At 71.7% G+C, this 17969-nt stretch carries 15 protein-coding genes; all 15 read left to right on the top strand.

The window, feature by feature from the left end:
• The first annotated feature begins 398 nt into the window (after positions 1–398).
• The 15 genes from EP26_RS00995 to ftsA are packed head-to-tail and all read left to right on the top strand — an operon-like array spanning position 399 to position 17956.
• Complete coding sequence (locus tag EP26_RS00995; protein WP_052388641.1) at positions 399–836, top strand: division/cell wall cluster transcriptional repressor MraZ; 438 nt, start codon at positions 399–401, stop codon at positions 834–836.
• Entirely contained in the window at positions 833–1801 is a 969-nt protein-coding gene (gene rsmH / locus EP26_RS00990; RefSeq protein ID WP_043334622.1) for a 16S rRNA (cytosine(1402)-N(4))-methyltransferase RsmH, read from the top strand. Before EP26_RS00995 ends, rsmH begins: the two co-directional genes overlap by 4 nt.
• A complete protein-coding gene (gene ftsL / locus EP26_RS31565) occupies positions 1798–2835 on the top strand; it encodes a cell division protein FtsL (RefSeq protein ID WP_052388640.1) in 1038 nt (345 codons plus the stop codon). Before rsmH ends, ftsL begins: the two co-directional genes overlap by 4 nt.
• Positions 2832–4961, top strand: coding sequence for a peptidoglycan D,D-transpeptidase FtsI family protein (locus EP26_RS00980; protein WP_052388639.1), 2130 nt, complete (start codon positions 2832–2834; stop codon positions 4959–4961). Before ftsL ends, EP26_RS00980 begins: the two co-directional genes overlap by 4 nt.
• Positions 4948–6408, top strand: coding sequence for a UDP-N-acetylmuramoyl-L-alanyl-D-glutamate--2,6-diaminopimelate ligase (locus EP26_RS00975; protein WP_043334619.1), 1461 nt, complete (start codon positions 4948–4950; stop codon positions 6406–6408). The genes EP26_RS00980 and EP26_RS00975 overlap by 14 nt, the downstream gene beginning before the upstream one ends.
• Entirely contained in the window at positions 6405–7772 is a 1368-nt protein-coding gene (locus tag EP26_RS00970) for a UDP-N-acetylmuramoyl-tripeptide--D-alanyl-D-alanine ligase (RefSeq protein WP_043334618.1), read from the top strand. Before EP26_RS00975 ends, EP26_RS00970 begins: the two co-directional genes overlap by 4 nt.
• Positions 7769–8857, top strand: a complete 1089-nt coding sequence (mraY, locus tag EP26_RS00965) for a phospho-N-acetylmuramoyl-pentapeptide-transferase (RefSeq protein WP_043334616.1) — start codon at positions 7769–7771, stop codon at positions 8855–8857. The genes EP26_RS00970 and mraY overlap by 4 nt, the downstream gene beginning before the upstream one ends.
• Positions 8854–10224, top strand: coding sequence for a UDP-N-acetylmuramoyl-L-alanine--D-glutamate ligase (gene murD, locus EP26_RS00960; RefSeq protein ID WP_043334612.1), 1371 nt, complete (start codon positions 8854–8856; stop codon positions 10222–10224). Before mraY ends, murD begins: the two co-directional genes overlap by 4 nt.
• The gene (locus tag EP26_RS00955) at positions 10221–11405 is read left to right on the top strand and encodes an FtsW/RodA/SpoVE family cell cycle protein (protein WP_157033363.1); all 1185 of its coding nucleotides are present in this window, start codon (positions 10221–10223) and stop codon (positions 11403–11405) included. The genes murD and EP26_RS00955 overlap by 4 nt, the downstream gene beginning before the upstream one ends.
• Complete coding sequence (locus tag EP26_RS00950; RefSeq protein WP_043334607.1) at positions 11402–12529, top strand: UDP-N-acetylglucosamine--N-acetylmuramyl-(pentapeptide) pyrophosphoryl-undecaprenol N-acetylglucosamine transferase; 1128 nt, start codon at positions 11402–11404, stop codon at positions 12527–12529. The genes EP26_RS00955 and EP26_RS00950 overlap by 4 nt, the downstream gene beginning before the upstream one ends.
• Entirely contained in the window at positions 12529–13965 is a 1437-nt protein-coding gene (murC, locus tag EP26_RS00945; protein ID WP_043334604.1) for a UDP-N-acetylmuramate--L-alanine ligase, read from the top strand. Before EP26_RS00950 ends, murC begins: the two co-directional genes overlap by 1 nt.
• The gene (gene murB / locus EP26_RS00940) at positions 13962–14855 is read left to right on the top strand and encodes a UDP-N-acetylmuramate dehydrogenase (RefSeq protein ID WP_043334602.1); all 894 of its coding nucleotides are present in this window, start codon (positions 13962–13964) and stop codon (positions 14853–14855) included. The genes murC and murB overlap by 4 nt, the downstream gene beginning before the upstream one ends.
• Positions 14852–15775: a D-alanine--D-alanine ligase gene (locus EP26_RS00935; RefSeq protein ID WP_043334601.1), complete on the top strand. Its 924-nt coding sequence runs from the start codon at positions 14852–14854 to the stop codon at positions 15773–15775. Before murB ends, EP26_RS00935 begins: the two co-directional genes overlap by 4 nt.
• Complete coding sequence (locus EP26_RS00930; RefSeq protein ID WP_084112241.1) at positions 15765–16664, top strand: cell division protein FtsQ/DivIB; 900 nt, start codon at positions 15765–15767, stop codon at positions 16662–16664. Before EP26_RS00935 ends, EP26_RS00930 begins: the two co-directional genes overlap by 11 nt.
• On the top strand, positions 16661–17956 hold the full coding sequence (gene ftsA / locus EP26_RS00925; RefSeq protein ID WP_043334598.1) for a cell division protein FtsA: 1296 nt from the start codon (positions 16661–16663) through the stop codon (positions 17954–17956). Before EP26_RS00930 ends, ftsA begins: the two co-directional genes overlap by 4 nt.
• Positions 17957–17969: the final 13 nt, after the last annotated feature.

Below are 17969 nucleotides of genomic sequence, written 5' to 3'. Positions count from 1 at the left end.
TTCCCACAGGTTCGTCCACAAGCTTGTCCACGGAACGACCGGTGCGGGGAAAGAACAAACCGGGTAAGTATAACATATTGCTTTCGTTCGCAGATGATTTCTCATGCGGTGGCGATGCCGGCGCCTAAGGCCTTAGGAATCCCGCAATTTGTCGGGCGCATTTAGTGGGTCGAAACGGTATTCGTGCTTGTGGTCCCACGAAATCCCGTGCTATCCCAAGTCATCCCGACGATGGGTCCAAAGCTCGGGGGGGCGAGGGATCCAAAGCGGGATGGTCGGGCGAGCCGGCGGGGTCGGGGGGCCCCGCCGGCCGCTGATCCCCGAGGCCGGAGCGGTCCTCGAAAGCATCTCCCCCAGGGCAGGTCAACAAGCGGTCACTGGGGGGCGGTCGCTGGGCGATGTCCGAGTTCATAGGCACCGTGGGTGGGGGGTACGACGCGAAGAAGGGGCGCATTTCCGTGCCGTCCCTCTTCCGCAGCCAGCTCACCGGCCCCGGCCCTATGGAGATCATCCTCCGCCGGTCCCGCCACAATCGCTGCATCGAAGTCTGGCCGAAGGCGGATTACATGGCCGAGGTGGAGAGCCGCGTCGCCGGGCTCAGCAAGCTCTCCGCGGAATACCAGTCGGTGATGCGCAAGCTGGTCGGCAAGATCCATACCCTGACCCTCGACCCGGACGGCCGCGTGGTGATGCCGAAGGAGCTCGCCGAGCATGCGGGCTTCGAGAGCGATCTGCAGTTCAGCGGGCGCGGCGCCTATTTCGAGATCTGGAACGCCACGGCCTTCGCCGAGGAAGAGGCGCGACTCGATGCCGAGGACGAGGGGGGCGACGTATGAGCGCCTCCGGTCATGTCCCAGTAATGCTGTCCGAGGTACTGGAGCAGCTCGCGCCGCGTGACGGCGCCATCTATTGCGACGGCACCTTCGGCGGCGGCGGCTATGCCGGGGCGATCCTGGAGGCGGCGCGCTGTACCCTCTTCGCCATCGACCGCGACCCGGAGGCGATTGCGCGCGGCGCGGCGCTGGCGACGCGGCATGCCGGGCGGCTGCACCTGCTCGAGGGGCGGTTCGGCGAGATGCTGGCGCTGCTCGAGGCGCGCGACGTGACGCGACTCGACGGCGTGGTGCTCGACCTCGGCGTCTCCTCCTTCCAGCTCGACGACAGCGAACGCGGATTCTCCTTCCGCGGCGACGGACCGCTTGACATGCGGATGTCGAAACACGGGAAGTCCGCTGCGGACCTCGTCAACACGCTGGACGAGTCGGAGCTGGCCGACGTGCTCTATCAATTGGGCGAAGAGCGGTACTCGCGGCGGATCGCGCGCGTGATCGTCGCGGCACGGCGCGAGGCGCCGATCACCACCACGGCGCGGCTCGCTGAGCTGGTGCGCGGCTGCATCCCCCGCGACCCGTCGGGCATCGACGGCGCGACGCGCAGCTTCCAGGCGCTGCGCCTCGCGGTGAATGACGAGCTGGGCGAGGTCGAGCGGGGACTGGCCGCCGCCGCCGCGCTGCTGGCGCCGGGCGGGCGGCTCGTCGTCGTCGCCTTCCACTCGCTCGAGGACCGGCTGGTGAAGCGCTTCATGGCCGGCGCCGCCGGGCGCCAAGCCGGCGCCTCGCGGCATGATCCGTCCTCGCTCATGGGCCGCGCCGCGCCGGCCGAATTCCGCCTGCTGACGCCGCGCGCGCTGCGCCCCGGCACGGCGGAGACCAACGCCAATCCCCGCGCCCGGTCTGCCCGGCTGCGCGCGATCGAACGCCTGCCCCTCGACCACCCCGCCGCATCCCGGGACGCCGCATGATCTTCCGCCCCTTCACCTCGCTCTGCCTTGTCGCCTTCCTCGGCGCCGGGATGCATGTCTACAGCACCAAGCACGAGGCCGCGGTGATGGACCGCGAGCTGCGCTCCATCGCCCGCAAGGTCGAGGAGGCGGAGGCGCGGACGCAGACCCTGCAGGCGGAGTGGGCCTGGCTGAACGAGCCGGAGCGGCTGCGCGCGGTGGCGCAGCGGCACCTGCCGGAGCTGGAGGCGATGCAGCCGGCGCAATTCGTCCGCGCCAGCGAGGCGGAGCGGCGGCTGCCGGCGGTCGCGGCCTATGAGGGGCCGGTCGCGCTCTTCGCGCCGCGCGAGCCGGCGATGCCGGCGGGGAGCACGGCGCTCGCCCTGCTGCCGCGCGTGGTGGCGGAGCCGGTGGTGCAGGTGGCGGTGACGGCGCCCGTGGTCAGGGCCGCGCCGGTGGCGGCGCCCGTGGCTGCGCCGGTTGTTGCGCTGGCACCGTTGGCCACGCCGGCGGCGATGCCGGAGATCGATCTGGCCGCCCTGCCTTTGCCGCCGCCGGAGCCGGTGGCGCCGCCGCCGCTGGTGCGGCTCGCCCTGCCTGTGGCGAAGCCGGTGGAGGCGGCGCCGCGCCCGGCGCTGGTCGACCTGGCGCGGGCGACGCTGCCGCGGCCGGCCGAGGCGCGCACGGTGGAGACGCCGCGCCTCGCAGAGCCGGTGCGGCCGGCGCAGCTTGAGCTGGCGCGGGTGACGCTGCCGCCGCGGCCGGCGCCGAAGCCGGTGGCACGGCCGGCCGAGATCGCTGCGCTGCCGCCGGTCGCGGCACCGGCACGGGCGCCGGTGGCCACGCAGGTGGCGGCCACCGCCGCGCCACGGGTGGCGCCGGTGCAACCGGCCGTGGCGCCGGCGCGGGCGGCCGCGCCTGCCTACCAGGCCCCTGCCTATCCGGCGGCTGGCGGCGGCTCGGCGCTCGGCCTTGGCGGGCAGCCGATGCTGCCGCCGCCGGTGCCCTTCGGCAGCGCCTCCGCCGCGACCTTCAACGGGGGGATGGGCCGGTGAACGGACCGCAGGACGAGCTGCGGCTGCCGCCCTCGCCGGACCAGGCGCCGGCCGGCAGGCCGAGGGGGGCGAGCCTCGCCGCCTCGCCCTCGCGGGCGCTGGTGCGCATCGCGGCGCCGGAGCTGGCGCGGCGGGCGCAGATGGAGAAGACGCGCGGGCGGCTCGTCATCGCGGCCGGCGGATTCGCCGTGCTGTTCGGCGCGGTGACGCTGAAGCTCGCCTTCGCCACGCTGATCGATCCGCTGACGCCGAAGCCGCGCGCTGCGGTGCGGATGCCGACCGGCGAGTCGAGCAGCGGCCGCGCCGCCATCACCGACCGCAACGGCGAGGTGCTGGCCGTCTCGCTGCAGGTGACGGAGCTCTATGCGAATCCGCAGGAGATCAACGATCCGGTGGAGGCGGCGGAGAAGCTGCTGACCGTGCTGCCCGGGCTCGACCGCGAGCGGCTCGTCGCGCGGATCAGCCCGCGCATGGTGCCGGGGACTGAGCGGCCTGTGGAGTTCGCCTATATCGCCCGCAACCTGCCGCCGCGGCAGCAGCAGGCGATCAACGACCTCGGCATCGCCGGCTTCCATTTCCGCCCGGCGGAGCGGCGCTTCTATCCGCAAGGCTCGGCGGCGGCGCATGTGCTCGGGCAGGTGGATGTCGACGGGCGCGGCATCGCGGGCGTGGAGCGCAGCTTCGACGAGCGGCTCAGGACGGAGCGCGGGCCGCTGCGGCTTTCGGTCGATGTGCGGGTGCAGGTGGCGCTGCGCGAGGCGGTGCAGAAGGCGATCTCCGACTACAACGGCATCGGCGGCGCCGGCGTGCTGATGGACGTCAACACCGCCGAGGTGCTGGCGATGGTCAGCCTGCCGGATTACGACGCCTCCGACCCCGGCGGCCTGCAGCGGCGCGGGCAGCCGGGCCAGGCGACGGGACAGGCGGCGGCGCAGCCGATGGTCCGCCAGGCGGTGGCGCGGCCGCCGGCGCCGGCCGTCGTCAGCCAGGACCAAGACCCACACTTCAACCGGGCGACGGTCGGCCTCTACGAGCCGGGATCGACCTTTAAGCTGCTGACCGCGGCGATGGCGCTCGACCTCGGCACCGCGCAGGTGTGGAGCAGCTACGACGCCAGCCGGCCGATCCGCTACGGGCGCTTCACCATCAGCGACTACAAGGGCAAGAACCGCGTCCTCAGCCTGCCGGAGGTGATGGCCTATTCCTCCAACCTCGGCGCGGCGCATATGGCGGTCGCGGTGGGGCCGGCGCGGCACCGCGAGTTCATGGGGCGGATGGGGATGCTCCAGCGGCTCGGCGTCGAGCTGCCGGAAGTGGCGCGGCCGCTGGCCCCCACGGCGAATGGCTGGCGCGACATCAACACGATGACCGTCGCCTTCGGCCATGGCATCTCGGTCACGCCGCTGCACGTCGTCAACAGCATCGCGGCGCTGGCGAATGGCGGCATCCTGCGGCCGCCGACGCTGGTGGCGCAGGCGCCGGATTCGCAGCGCGAGGGCACGCGCGTCATCTCCGAGCGGACCTCGGAGACGATGCGGCGGTTGATGCGCCTCGTCGTCACCGACGGCTCGGGCAAGGGGGCCGATGTCCCGGGCTACTTCGTCGGCGGCAAGACAGGCACGGCGCAGAAGGTCGGGCCGCGCGGCGGCTATATCCAGGACAAGCGCATCGCCGCCTTCGTCGGCGCCTTCCCGCTGAATGCGCCGCGCTACGCGATCTATGTGATGGTGGACGAGCCGAAGCCGAATGCGCATAGCCATGGCTATGCGACGGCGGGCTGGGTGGCGGCGCCGGCCGCGGGTGCGGTGATCCGCCGCGTCGCGCCGATTCTCGGCCTGGTGCCGGAGACGGGCGAGCGCGTGCCGCAAATCCAGCAAACGCTGGCGATCCCCATGCAGCCGGGGCGGCCGCCGCGGGCCACGCCGCCCGTCGCCGCGGCACCGGCCCCGCGCGGGACGCCGGCTGCGGCGCCGCCGACAGCGCCCACCACCGGCATCGCGCCGGCACCGAGCCTGGTGCCCCCTGCCCCCGCGCTGCGCCGCACCGAGGCGGAGCCGCCGTCCGGCCTGCTCCGCTTCGCGCTCGGACCGGCCTCTCCGCGTGAGGCCGGCCTTGCGCCTCGGTGACCTCCTCCGGGCCGGCGGTCTGCCGTCGGATGCGGCGGGCGATGCGGCCGGGCGGCTGATCGGCGGCGTCACCACGGATAGCCGGGCGGTGGCGCCCGGCATGCTCTTCGTTGCCCTGCCGGGTGCGCGGCAGGATGGGCGGGCCTTCGTCGCCGATGCGGTGGCGAAGGGTGCCGTCGCGGTGCTGGTGCCGGTAGGTACGGTCGTCGAGGCAGGGGTGCCAGTGATCGGCGCCGAAGATCCGAGGCGGAGCCTGGCGCTGATGGCGGCGGCCCTGGCTGGGGCGCAGCCGGCCACCGTCGTTGCGGTGACGGGGACCAATGGCAAGACGAGCACCGTCGATTTCCTGCGCCAGCTCTGGACGCTGGCGGGGCGGCGGGCGGCGTCGCTCGGCACGCTCGGGCTGATCGCGCCGGGCTTCCCCGGCGGGGCGAGCCTGACGACGCCCGATCCGGTGGCGCTGCACGGGCAATTCGCGGCACTCGCCCAGGCCGGGATCGGGCATGCGGCGATCGAGGGCTCCTCGCATGGCATCGAACAGAGGCGGCTGGATGGGGTACGGCTGTCGGCGGCGGGCTTCACCAACCTGACGCGGGACCATCTCGACTATCACCGGACGATGGAGGCCTACCGGGCGGCGAAGCTCCGGCTGTTCGACACGCTGCTGGAGCCGGGGGCGGTGGCGGTGGCTTCCGCCGAGATGGAGCGGGAGACGCTCGATGCGCTGCGGGGCGTGGCCGCGCGGCGGGGGCTGGAACTGCTGACGGTGGGCGAGACGGGCGAGGCAGTGCGGCTGCTGGCGCATCATCCGCTGCCGGACGGGCAGGCGTTGGAGATCGAGGCCTTCGGCCAGCGGCACGCGGTGCATCTGCCGCTGCCGGGGCGGTTCCAGGCCGACAACGTGCTGATGGCGCTGGCGCTGGCCGTCGCCACCGGGATCGAGCCGGGCCGGGCGATGACGCTGCTGCCGCGGCTCGCCGGGGTGCGCGGGCGGATGGAGCTGGCGGCGCGGCTGGCGAACGGCGCCGCGGTCTATGTCGACTATGCGCATACGCCGGATGCGCTGGAGCGGCTGCTCGGGGCACTGCGGCCGCATGTGGCGGCGGGCGGGCGGCTGCATGTCGTCTTCGGTGCGGGCGGCGACCGCGACCCGGGCAAGCGGCCGTTGATGGGCGCGGCGGCGGCGCGCGGGGCGGACGTGTGTTGGGTGACAGATGACAATCCGCGCAGCGAGGACCCGGCGGCGATCCGTGCGGCGGTGCTGGCGGGCTGCGCAGACGGGATCGATGCGGGGGAGCGGCGCGGGGCGATCGCGCGGGCGCTCGGCGATCTCGGGCCGGGGGATGTGCTGGCTGTCGCGGGCAAGGGACATGAGAGCGGGCAAACGATCGGCGGGGTGACGACACCCTTCGACGATGCCGAGGTGGTGCGGGAGCTCGCGGCATGAGCCTTTGGACGGGTGCCGAGCTGCGGACGGCGACGGAGGGAAGCCTCGACGGCGAGTTTGCCGTCACCGGGGTTTCCATCGACAGCCGGAGCGTGGCGCCGGGCGAGCTGTTCGTCGCGCTGCGCGACGTGCGGGACGGGCATGATTTCGTCGCCGATGCGCTGGCGCGCGGGGCGGCGGCGGCGATGGTCGACCGCGATCCACCGGGCGTGGCGGCCGGGGCGCCGCTGCTGCGCGTGCGGGATACGCTGGCGGGGCTGACGGCGTTGGGAGCGGCGGGGCGCGCGCGCTGTGCGGCGCGGGTCGTCGCCGTGACGGGAAGCGTCGGCAAAACCGGGACCAAGGAGATGCTGCGGCTGCTGCTCGCAGGCGCGGGCGAGACGCATGCGGCGGTCGCCTCCTACAACAACCATTGGGGCGTCCCGCTGACGCTGGCGCGCATGCCGGCTGGGAACAGATTCGCCGTCATCGAGATCGGGATGAACAATCCGGGCGAGATCGCCCCCCTCACCCGCCTCGCCCGGCCGCATGTGGCGATGGTGACGAATGTGGGCGCGGCGCATATCGGGCATCTCGGCAGCCTCGAGGCGATCGCGCGGGAGAAGGGCAGCATCGCCCTTGGACTCGAGCCGGGCGGCGTCGCCGTGCTGCCGGCGGAGGATGCGATTCTGCCGGTGCTGCGCGAGGCGGTGGGCGCCGGGCATCGCGTCATGACCTTCGGCGCGGGCGGCGAGGTGGAGGCGCTGGAGGTGCGCGCCGATGCCGGGGGAAGCGACGTCGTGGCGGCCATTGGCGGGCAGCGGGTCGCCTTCCGGCTCGGGGCGCCGGGGGCGCATCTGGTGCGGAATGCGATCGGTGCGTTGGCCGCGGTGCGGGCGCTCGGCTGCGATGCGGCGGCGCTGGCGCCCCGGCTCGGCGAGTATCGGGTGATGCAGGGGCGTGGGGCGTTGGAGCAGGTCGCTACCGCGGATGGCGGCAAGGCCACGCTGCTCGATGAGGCCTTCAACGGGCAGCCGCCCTCGGTGCGGGCGGCACTCGCGGTGCTGCGGCTGCTGCCGGCGCGGCGGCGTGTCGCAGTGCTCGGGCAGATGGGTGAGCTCGGCGACTTCAGCGCGGCGGAACATGCCGCGCTGGCGCCGCATGTGCGGGAGGCGGCGGATGCGGTCTTCCTCTGCGGCAAGGACATGCCGCATCTGGCCGCGGCGTTGCCGCCGGGCCTGGTGCTGGCGGTGACGGAGACTTCGGCTGAGCTGGCGCCGCTGGTCGCGGCGGCGCTGCGGGATGGGGATGCGGTGCTGGTCAAGGGAAGCAAGGCGACGCTGATGGGCAGGGTGCTCGCGGCGATCAGGGGGAACGCGCGGTGATCTTCAATCTCTTCGCGCCCTATGCGGAGGATTTCCCCCTCTTCAACCTGATCCGCTACACCACCTTCCGGGCGGGGGCGGCCTGCCTGACCGCCCTGGTGCTGTCGCTCGCCCTCGGACCGACGGTGATCACCTGGCTGCGCGGCTTCCAGCGCGGCGGGCAGCCGATCCGCGTCGATGGGCCGGCGAGCCACCTCGTCACTAAGAAGGGCACGCCGACCATGGGGGGCGTGCTGATCCTGCTCGCCCTGGTGCTCGCCACGCTGCTCTGGGCCGACCTGCGCAACGGGCTGGTCTGGGCGGCGCTGTTCGTTACCGTCGGCTATGGCGGGCTTGGCTTCGCCGATGACTGGCTGAAGGTGACGAAGCGGAACACCAAGGGCGTCTCGGCGCGGGGCAAGCTGGTCTGGCAGGCGGTGGTCGGGCTGGCGGGGGCGATCTGGATCGTGCTGCTGCTGCCGCCGGCGGTGGCGACGGGGCTCGCATTCCCGGTGTTCAAGGAGACGCTGCTGCCTTTCGGATTCCTCTTCCCGCTGGTCGGGATGCTGGTGCTGATGGGGGCGTCGAATGCCGTCAACCTGACGGACGGGCTCGATGGGCTCGCCATCGTGCCGGCGATGATCGCGGCAGCGGTGTTCACGCTGATCGCCTATCTCGTCGGCAACCGGGTCTTCTCCGAGTATCTGCAGCTGCATTCGGTGCCGGGTGCGGGCGAGCTGGCGGTGTTCTGCGCGGCGCTGATCGGGGCGGGGCTTGGCTTCCTCTGGTTCAACGCGCCGCCAGCCGCCGTCTTCATGGGGGATACGGGGTCGCTGGCGCTGGGCGGGGCGCTCGGCGCGGTCGCCGTCGCCACCAAGCATGAGATCGTGCTGGCGATCGTCGGCGGTCTTTTCGTCGTCGAGACTGTCAGCGTCATCATCCAGGTCTTCTGGTACAAGCGGACCGGGCGGCGCGTCTTCCTGATGGCGCCGCTGCACCATCATTTCGAGAAGAAGGGCTGGGCCGAGGCCACCATCGTGATCCGCTTCTGGATCATCGCCATGGTGCTCGCGCTGGTCGGCCTGTCGACGCTGAAGATCCGATGAGCAGCTTCACCCCCTTCGCCGGAGAACGCATTGCCCTGGTGGGGCTCGGCAAGGCCGGGCTTCCGGCGGCGCGGCGGCTCGCCGAATGGGGGGCGGAGGTCACCTGCTGGGACGACAAGGAGGATGGGCGCGTCGCGGCGAGCGCAGCCGGGCTCGCGGTCGAGGATCCGTCGCAAGGGGTGTTCCGCTGGGATGCGCTGCTGCTCTCGCCGGGCATCCCGCACCGGCTGCCGCGGGTGCATCCGGCCGCCGCCGCAGCATTGGCTGCCGGGCGGCCGGTGCTGTGCGATGTCGATTACCTCTATCGCGCTGTCCGCGCGGCAGGGTCGACGGCGCGATTCGTCGGCATCACCGGGACGAACGGGAAATCGACGACGACGGCGCTGCTGCACCACCTGTTGCGCGCGGCGGGGCGCGAGGCGGCGGCGGGTGGAAATCTTGGGCCGGCGGCGCTTTCCCTCAATATCTTGGGAAGGGATGACGTATACGCACTCGAGATGTCGTCATACATGTTGGAGCGAATCCAGAGCGTGCGCTTCAACCAGGGCGTTATGTTGAACCTCTCGCCAGACCATCTCGACCGGCATGGCGACATGGCCGGCTATCTGGACGCGAAGGCGCAGGTCTTCGCGCGGCAGGAGCGCGAGGATCTCGCGGTGCTCGGCATGGATGATGGCTGGAGCGCCGGTTTGCGCGGGCGGCTGGCGGGACGTTTCTGCCCGATCTCCGGCGAGGCGCGGCAGGCGGGCGGCGTCTGGGCCGAGGGGCGGGTGCTGCGCGACGATAGCGGGGCGATCCTCGATCTTGGCGAGGCCCCTGCCCTGCCCGGCAGCCACAATGCGCAGAATGCGGCGGCGGCGGCGGCCTGTGCGCTCGATCTCGGGCTGACGCGTGGCGAGGTGGCGGCGGGGCTCGGGAGCTATCCGGGGCTGCCGCACCGGCAGGAGCGGGTCGGCAAATGGCGGGGCGTCGCCTTCGTCAACGACAGCAAGGGGACGAATGCGGATAGCACGGCGCGGGCACTCGCCAGCTATGAGCGCGTCGTCTGGATCGCGGGCGGGACGGCGAAGGAGGGAGGGATCGAAAGCCTCGTGCCCTTCTTTACACGCGTTGCCGAGGCGCTGCTGATCGGGCGGGATGCGCCGGTGCTGGCGGCGACCTTGGCGGCGCATGGTGTGAAGCATCGCGTGGTCGGCACGCTGGATATGGCTGTCGCCGAGGCGGCGGCGAGTGCCGCGGCCGGTGCGGCGCCGGTCGTGCTGCTGTCGCCGGCCTGCGCCAGCTGGGATCAGTTCACCGGTTTCGAGCAGCGGGGGGAGCGGTTCCGTGCGCTCGTCGCCGCGCTGGCCGAAGGGAGGGCCGCCTGATGGCCATTTCGCGCTCCGACAATTCCGTCCTCGGCCGCTGGTGGTGGACGGTCGATCGCTGGACCCTGGCGGCGCTGCTGATCCTGATCGGCTTCGGCTACGTCATGATGCTGGCGGCGAGCCCGGCGGTTGCGGAGCGCGTCATCGGCAGCGGGTCGCGCGAGCTGCTGTTTGCCAAGCAGGTGGTGTTCCTCATCATGGCTGCGGCGCTGATGGTGATGGTCTCGCTGCTGACGCCGCGGAACATCAAGCACCTGGCGATCCTTGGCTGCCTCGGGGCGCTGGCGCTGACGGCGGCGACGTTGGTCATCGGCTTTGAGACCAAGGGGGCGCGGCGCTGGCTGGCCCTGCCGCTCATGGGAACGATGCAGCCCTCCGAATTCCTCAAGCCCTGCTTCGCGGTGGTCGTCGCCTGGATGCTGGCCGAGGGCAAGGCGGCGGCGGCGCGGCGGATCGCGGCGGGGGAGCGCGGGCTGGCGCTGCTGCATCCGCAATGGCTCTGGCCGGCGGCGGCCTTCGGGCTGCTGGGCGTGGTCACCATCGTGCTGAAGTCGCAGCCGGATTTCGGCATGCTGATGGTCGTCGTCTGCATGTTCCTGGCGCAGTTCTTCGTTGCCGGGCTGAACCTCGCCTTCGTCGGCGCGCTCGGGGTGGGCGGCGTGGCGCTCGCCATCGGTGCCTATTTCACGCTGGACCACGTCCGCAGCCGCGTCGATCGCTTCCTCGACCCGTCCTCTGGCGACACCTTCCAGATCACCAAGGCGATGGAGGCCTTCGGCAACGGCGGGTTGTTCGGGCGGGGGCCCGGCGAGGGGCGCGTGAAGAACGCGCTGCCGGACGCGCATGCCGACTTCGTCTTCGCCGTGGCGGGGGAGGAATTCGGCTTCATCGTCTGCCTGGTGATCCTGGCGCTTTTCGCCTTCGTCGTGGTGCGCGGGCTGATCCGGTTGCTGGGCGAGGCGGAGCTGTTCGTCATCCTGGCGGCGACGGGGTTGCTGGCGCAGTTCGGGCTCCAGGCCTTCGTCAACATGGCGTCGTCGCTGCATCTGATCCCGACCAAGGGGATGACGCTGCCTTTCGTCTCCTATGGCGGGTCCTCGGTGCTCGCCATCGCGCTGGGCATGGGGATGCTGCTGGCGCTGACGCGGAAGCGGACTTCCCGCATGGACGTGGTCGAATGAGAGGGCCCGCGGTGCATCCGATCATCATCGCGGCGGGCGGGACTGGCGGCCATCTGTTTCCCGCCGAGGCGCTGGCGGCGGAGCTGCTGGCGCGCGGCGAGCGGATCGCGCTGATGACGGATGCGCGCTCGGCGGCCTTCGAGAGCGCGGCCTTCGCCAATGCGGAGCGCTTCGTGCTGAAGGGTTCGGGGCTGTCGGGGCGCGGGGCTGTGAGCGCGGCGCGGGGCGCGGTGGCGCTGGCGGCGGGGACGATGCAGGCGCGGCGGCTGGTGCGGCAGCTCGGGGCTTCGGCGGTGGTCGGCTTCGGCGGTTACCCGAGCGTGCCGCCGCTGCTCGCGGCGCTCACCATGGTCAGCGCCCGGCCGGTGACGGTGCTGCATGAGCAGAATGCCATCCTCGGCCGAGCCAACCGGCTGTTGAGCCGGCGGGCGGATGCGCTGGCGCTGTCCTATGCGGCGACGGGGCGGGTGCCCGATGGGGCGCCGGTGCATGTGGTCGGCAATCCGGTGCGGCCGGCGCTCGCCGAGCTGGCAGGGCGCGGCTATCCGGGGACGGATGGGGCGTTGCGGCTGCTGGTGCTCGGCGGCTCGCTCGGGGCGCGCATCTTCGCGGATGTGGTGCCGGCGGCGGTGGCTGCGCTGCCGGAGGGGCTGCGTGGGCGGCTCGTCGTCGCGCAGCAGTGCCGGGCGGAGGATCTCAACCGGGTGCGCGAGGCCTATGGCGCGGCGAACGTGCCGGCGGAGCTCTCGCCCTTCTTCCCCGATGTCGCCGGGCGGCTGGCCATGGCGCATCTCGTCGTCGCCCGCGCCGGCGCGGGGACCGTGGCGGAGCTGGCCTGCGCGGGACGGCCTTCCATCCTCGTGCCGCTGCCGCATGCGATCGACGACCACCAGAAGGCCAATGCGCGGGCCATCGCCGAGGCCGGCGCGGCCATCGTCATGCCGCAGGGGGAGTTCACCCCGGCGGCGCTCTCGGCGCAGCTCGCCGCCCAGTTCGGCGACCTCGCCGGGCTGAAGCGCGCCGCCGCCTCCGCTGCCCTGCTGGCGCAGCCGGATGCGGCGAAGCGGCTGGCCGATCTTGTCCTTTCGCTCGTCAGGGCGCGTGCCGCCCAGGAAACCCGTTGATGCGTGCGCTGCCCCTGACCATCGGTCCCATCCACTTCGTCGGCATCGGCGGCATCGGTATGTCCGGCATCGCCGAGGTGCTGCACAACCTGGGTTACCAGGTGCAGGGCAGCGACATCGCCGAGGGCTACAACACGGCGCGGCTGCGCGAGGCGGGCATCCCCGTCGCCATTGGGCATTCGGCGGAAAATCTGGGCGGGGCGCAGGTCGTCGTCGTCTCGACCGCCGTGAAGAAGGATAACCCGGAGGTGCAGGCGGCGCGGGCGGCGCTCATCCCCGTGGTGCGGCGGGCGGAGATGCTGGCGGAGCTGATGCGGCTCAAATGGTCGGTCGCGGTCGGCGGGACGCATGGCAAGACGACGACGACGAGCCTCGTTGCCTGCGTGCTGGAGGCGGCGAAGATCGACCCGACCGTCATCAATGGCGGCATCGTCAATGCCTATGGCACCAATACCCGTCTCGGCGAAGGCGAGTGGATGGTGGTCGAGGCGGATGAGAGCGATGGCAGCTTCCTTCGCCTGCCTTCCGTCGTTGCTATCGTCACCAACATGGATCCGGAGCATCTGGACCATTGGGGGACGGCGGAGGCGATGAAGGACGGCTTCGCGCAATTCGTCTCGAACATCCCCTTCTACGGGTTTGCGGTGCTGTGCCTCGATCATCCCGAGGTGCAGGCGATGATCCCGAAGCTCGACCGGCGGATCGTCACCTACGGCTTCTCGCCGCAGGCGGATGTGCGGGCGGAGCGGGTCATCACCGACCGGATGGGCGCGACCTTCGAGGTTGTCGTGCAGGACCGGGCGACGAAGCGCAGCCGGACAATGAAGCCCTTCCGCCTGCCGATGCTCGGGCAGCACAACGTGCAGAATGCGTTGGCGGCCATTGCCGTCGGCGTCGAGATGGAGATCGACGAGGCGACGATCCGCAGCGCGCTCGCGGGCTTCAAGGGGGTGAAGCGGCGCTTCACCCGGGTCGGCGAGGCAGGTGGCATTACCGTCATCGACGATTACGGGCATCATCCGGTCGAGATCGCGGCGGTGCTGAAGGCTGCGCGGCAGGCCGGCGCCAGGGATGTCATCGCGGTGGTGCAGCCGCATCGCTACAGCCGCCTCGCCACGCTCTTCGAGGAATTCTCGAAGTGCATGAATGATGCGGGGACGGTGATCGTCGCCGATGTCTATGCCGCGGGCGAGCAGCCGATTCCGGGCATGGACAAGGATGGGCTGGTCGAGGGGCTGCGCTCCCATGGGCATCGGAGCGTCGTGGCGCTGCCGGGGCCGGAGAGCCTCGCCGAGATGATCCATGCCATCGCCAAGCCGGGTGATTACGTCGTCTGCCTCGGGGCGGGGAACATCACCGCCTGGGCGCATGCGCTGCCGGAGCAGCTGGCGGCCTTGCAACCCGGCTTCCGCGCGACGCCGCTGAGGCGGGCATGAGCGCCAGGAACATGCAGCATGCCGCGCCGCTCATCCGTGGGCGGGTCCGGGCGGGGGTGGCGCTGGCGCCGCTCACCTGGTTCCGTGTCGGCGGGGTGGCGGAGTGGCTGGTGCGGCCGGCGGATGCGGAGGACCTGGTTGCGCTGCTCGCCGGCGTGACGCCGGGGATGTCGGTGACGGTGCTCGGGGCGGCGTCGAACCTCATCATCCGCGATGGCGGGCTGCCGGGGGTCGTGCTGCGGCTGGGCGGGGCTTTCGGTGAAGTCGTCACGGAACAGGATGGCGTCGTCGCGGGGGCTGCCGCGCTGGATGTCACGGTGGCGGAGCATGCGGCGGTGGCGGGGCTGAGCGGTCTCGAATTCCTCTGCGGGATTCCGGGGAGCATCGGCGGCGCTGTGGCGATGAATGCGGGCGCCTACGGCAGTGAAGTGAAAGACGTGCTGGACTGGGCGGAAGTGGCAACGCCCGGCGGCATCGTCAGGCTTAATGCGGAGGCGCTGCGGCTCTCCTATCGGCATGCTGTGCTGCCGGAAGGCGGCGTCGTCGTGCGGGCGAGGTTCCGTGCACGGCCGGGGGATGCGGCGCCGCGCATGGCGGAAATCCGCTCGGCGCGGGAGGCGGCGCAGCCAGTGCGGGCGCGGACCGGCGGCTCGACCTTCAAGAATCCGCCCGGGCACAAGGCCTGGGCGTTGATCGATGCGGCGGGGTGCCGGGGGCTAGCGCGTGGTGGCGCGCAGGTCTCGGAGAAGCACTGCAATTTCCTGCTCAATACCGGCAATGCCACGGCGGCGGAGCTGGAAGCGCTCGGCGAAGAGGTCCGCGCCCGGGTGCTCGACCACAGCGGCATCTCCCTCGACTGGGAGATCAAGCGAATCGGAGTTGCGGCATGACCCATGTGGCGGTCCTGCACGGCGGGATTTCGGCGGAGCGCGAGGTGAGCCTCGCTTCCGGCGAGCAATGCGTGGCGGCGCTGCGCGAGGCGGGGTTCGATGTGACGCCGATCGATGTCGGCGCCGATCTCACCGCGACCATCGCGGCCTTGCGCGCGGCGAAGCCGGATGTCGTCTTCAACGCGCTGCATGGGCGGTTCGGCGAGGATGGCTGCATCCAGGGCGTGCTGGACTGGATGGGCATCCCCTATACGCATTCGGGGCTGCGCGCCTCGGCGCTGGCGATGGACAAGGTGGCGGCGAAGGCGGTGTTCCGCGCCGCCGGCCTGCCGGTGCCGGCGCATCGGCTGCTGGAGCCGGAGGAGCTGGAGGCGGAGGATCCCCTGCCCCGCCCTTACGTCGTCAAGCCGGTGAATGAGGGTTCCTCGGTCGGGGTGCATATCCTGCGCAAGGGCGACAACCGGCGGGCGGAGATCGCGCGGAGCTGGCGCTTCGGCAGGACGGTGCTGGCGGAGGAGTTCATCCCCGGGCGTGAGCTGACCGTTGGTGTGCTGGGGGACAGGGCGCTGGTGGTCACCGACATCATCGCGGATGCGGGCGAGTTCTACGATTATTCCTCGAAATATGCCGAGGGCGGGTCGCGGCATGTGGTGCCGGCGGCGGTGCATCCAACCATCCGCGAGCAGGCGATGGAGGTGGCGCTGGCCGCGCATCGCGCACTTGGTTGCCGTGGGGCGACGCGGGCGGATTTCCGTTATGACGACACGGCGGGGGAGCCGGGGCGGCTGGTGCTGCTCGAGGTGAACACGCAACCCGGGCTGACGCCGACCTCGCTGCTGCCGGAGCAGGCAGCCTATGCCGGCATGGATTTCCCCGCGCTTTGCGCCTGGATGGTGGAGCAGGCCAGCCATGGCGCTTGACACGACGCGAACCCGTGGCAAGGCGCCGGTGCGGCGCAGCAAGGCGGAGGCGACGCCCTCCCGCCCCAGCCGGTTGCGGCTCTGGCTGCGGCGGCGGCGCGGGCTGCTGCGGCCGGCGGGGCTCGCGCTCGGCGCCGGCGGGGTGCTGGTCGCCGCGGCGCTGGCGACGATGGCGGCCGATCCCTACGGGCGGATCACCGCTCTTTGGGATGGGGCGGCGGAGATCGCAGGCAGTGTCGGCCTCACCGTGCAGGAGGTGACGCTCGAGGGCAGCCGCAACACGCCGCCCGATCTGGTGCTGGAGGCGCTCAACATTCGGCGCGGCGACCCGATCCTTGCCTTCGACCCGCAGGTGGCGAAGGAGCGGCTGGAGCTGATTGCCTGGGTCGAGCAGGCGCATGTCGAGCGGCACCTGAACGGCACCATCCGGGTGCGGATCACCGAGCGGCAGCCCTTCGCCATCTGGCAGCGGGACGGGCGCTTCTCCGTCATCGACGAGAAGGGCGAGGTGGTGTCGAACGAGAATGTCGGCGCCTTCGGCCGCCTGCCTCTGATCGTCGGCACCGGCGCCAACCGGGTAGCGGGGCCGATGGTCGCGCTGCTGAAGACCGTGCCGGAGGTGCAGGACCGCACCCATGCGCTGGTGCGCGTTGCGGAGCGGCGGTGGAACCTGCGCTTGCGCAACAACGTCGACGTGCTGCTGCCGGACGGGCAGGAGGCGGCGGCGCTGGCGCGGCTTGCCGAGCTGCATCAGAAGCAGGGGCTGCTTGACCGGCCGCTGGCCTCGATCGACCTGCGCCTGCCGGACAAGCTGGTGCTGCGGCTGCCCTCGCAGGCGGCGCCGGCGCCGGAGCCGACCGTCCAGCGGGTGAGGAGTGGGCGCGGATGAACCAGCTCGTGCGCCTCGGCCATCATGAGGGGCTGCCGGTGCAGGGGCGGCGCCGGCGCGGCGCGCGCAATGGCATCTTCGGCGTGCTCGATATCGGCTCGACCAAGATTGTCTGCGTCATCGCGCGAATCGAGAACGACGGCGAACCGCGGGCGCTCGGCTTCGGCTGGCAGCGGGCGCGGGGAATCAAGGGCGGCAACATCGTCGACCTGGAAGAGGCCGAGCGTGCGATTCGCGCCGCGGTCGGCCAGGCGGAGGAGATGGCGGATACCCAGCTGAAGGGCGCGATCGTCAACCTCTCCTGTGGCCAGCCGGAATCGCGGCAGCAGAACATCCAATGGCCGATCGGCGGGCGGGCGATCACCGAGGCCGACCTCCGCGCCATCATGGGCGAAGGGCGGCGGCGCAGCGCGGAGGATGGGCGGGAGACGGTGCATGCCTTCCCGCTCGGCTTCACCGTGGATGCGACGCCGGGCGCCGAGGACCCGCGCGGGATGATCTGCGAGACGGTGGCGGCGAAGCTCCACATGGTCGACGCGGCGCAGGCCTCGCTGCTCAATCTGGGCGCGACGCTTTTGCGTTGCGACCTCGTGGTCGAGGAGCTGGTCTCGGCACCGTTTGCCGCCGGCCTCGCCACGCTGGTGGAGGATGAGAAGCAGCTCGGCGCCACGGTCATCGACATGGGCGGCGGGACGACGAGCATCTCGGTCTTTGCCGAGGGGCATCTGCTGCATACCTCGCAGATCCCGGTGGGCGGCTGGAACGTCACCAATGACCTGGCGCGTGGGCTGTCCACGCCGATCGCTCATGCAGAGCGTCTGAAGACGCTGCATGGCGGCGTGCTCGGGGCGCCGGACGATGAGCGCGAATGGCTTCCCGTGCCGCAGGTGGGCGAGGAGGAGGACCAGATCGCCCGCATCCCGCGTGCCATGATCATCGGCATCATCCGGCCGCGGCTTGAGGAGACCTTTGAGCTGGTGAAGGACCGGATGGAGGCGGCCGGGCTCAGCCAGGAGATGGGGCGGCGCGTGGTGCTGACCGGCGGCGCGAGCCAGCTCGTTGGCGTGCGCGAACTCGCCGCGCGCGTGCTGGAGCGGCAGGTGCGGCTCGGCCGGCCGCACCCGGTGCGCGGCCTGCCGGAGACGGCGACGGGGCCGGCATTCGCCGCGCCGCTCGGGCTGCTCGCCTGGGGCGCGGGCGAAGGGCGGCCGCTGCTGGAACTGATGCCGGGGCTCGAACGTCCTGCAAGCAGATTCCGTCGATTCGTCAACTGGCTGCGCGATCTCGCATGAGCCCGTCGATTAA

The organism is Belnapia moabensis DSM 16746, from assembly GCF_000745835.1.
Taxonomy (GTDB): Bacteria; Pseudomonadota; Alphaproteobacteria; order Acetobacterales; family Acetobacteraceae; genus Belnapia; species Belnapia moabensis.
Note: the sequence above shows the minus strand (reverse complement) of the source record. Positions and strands in the feature narration are given on the sequence as shown.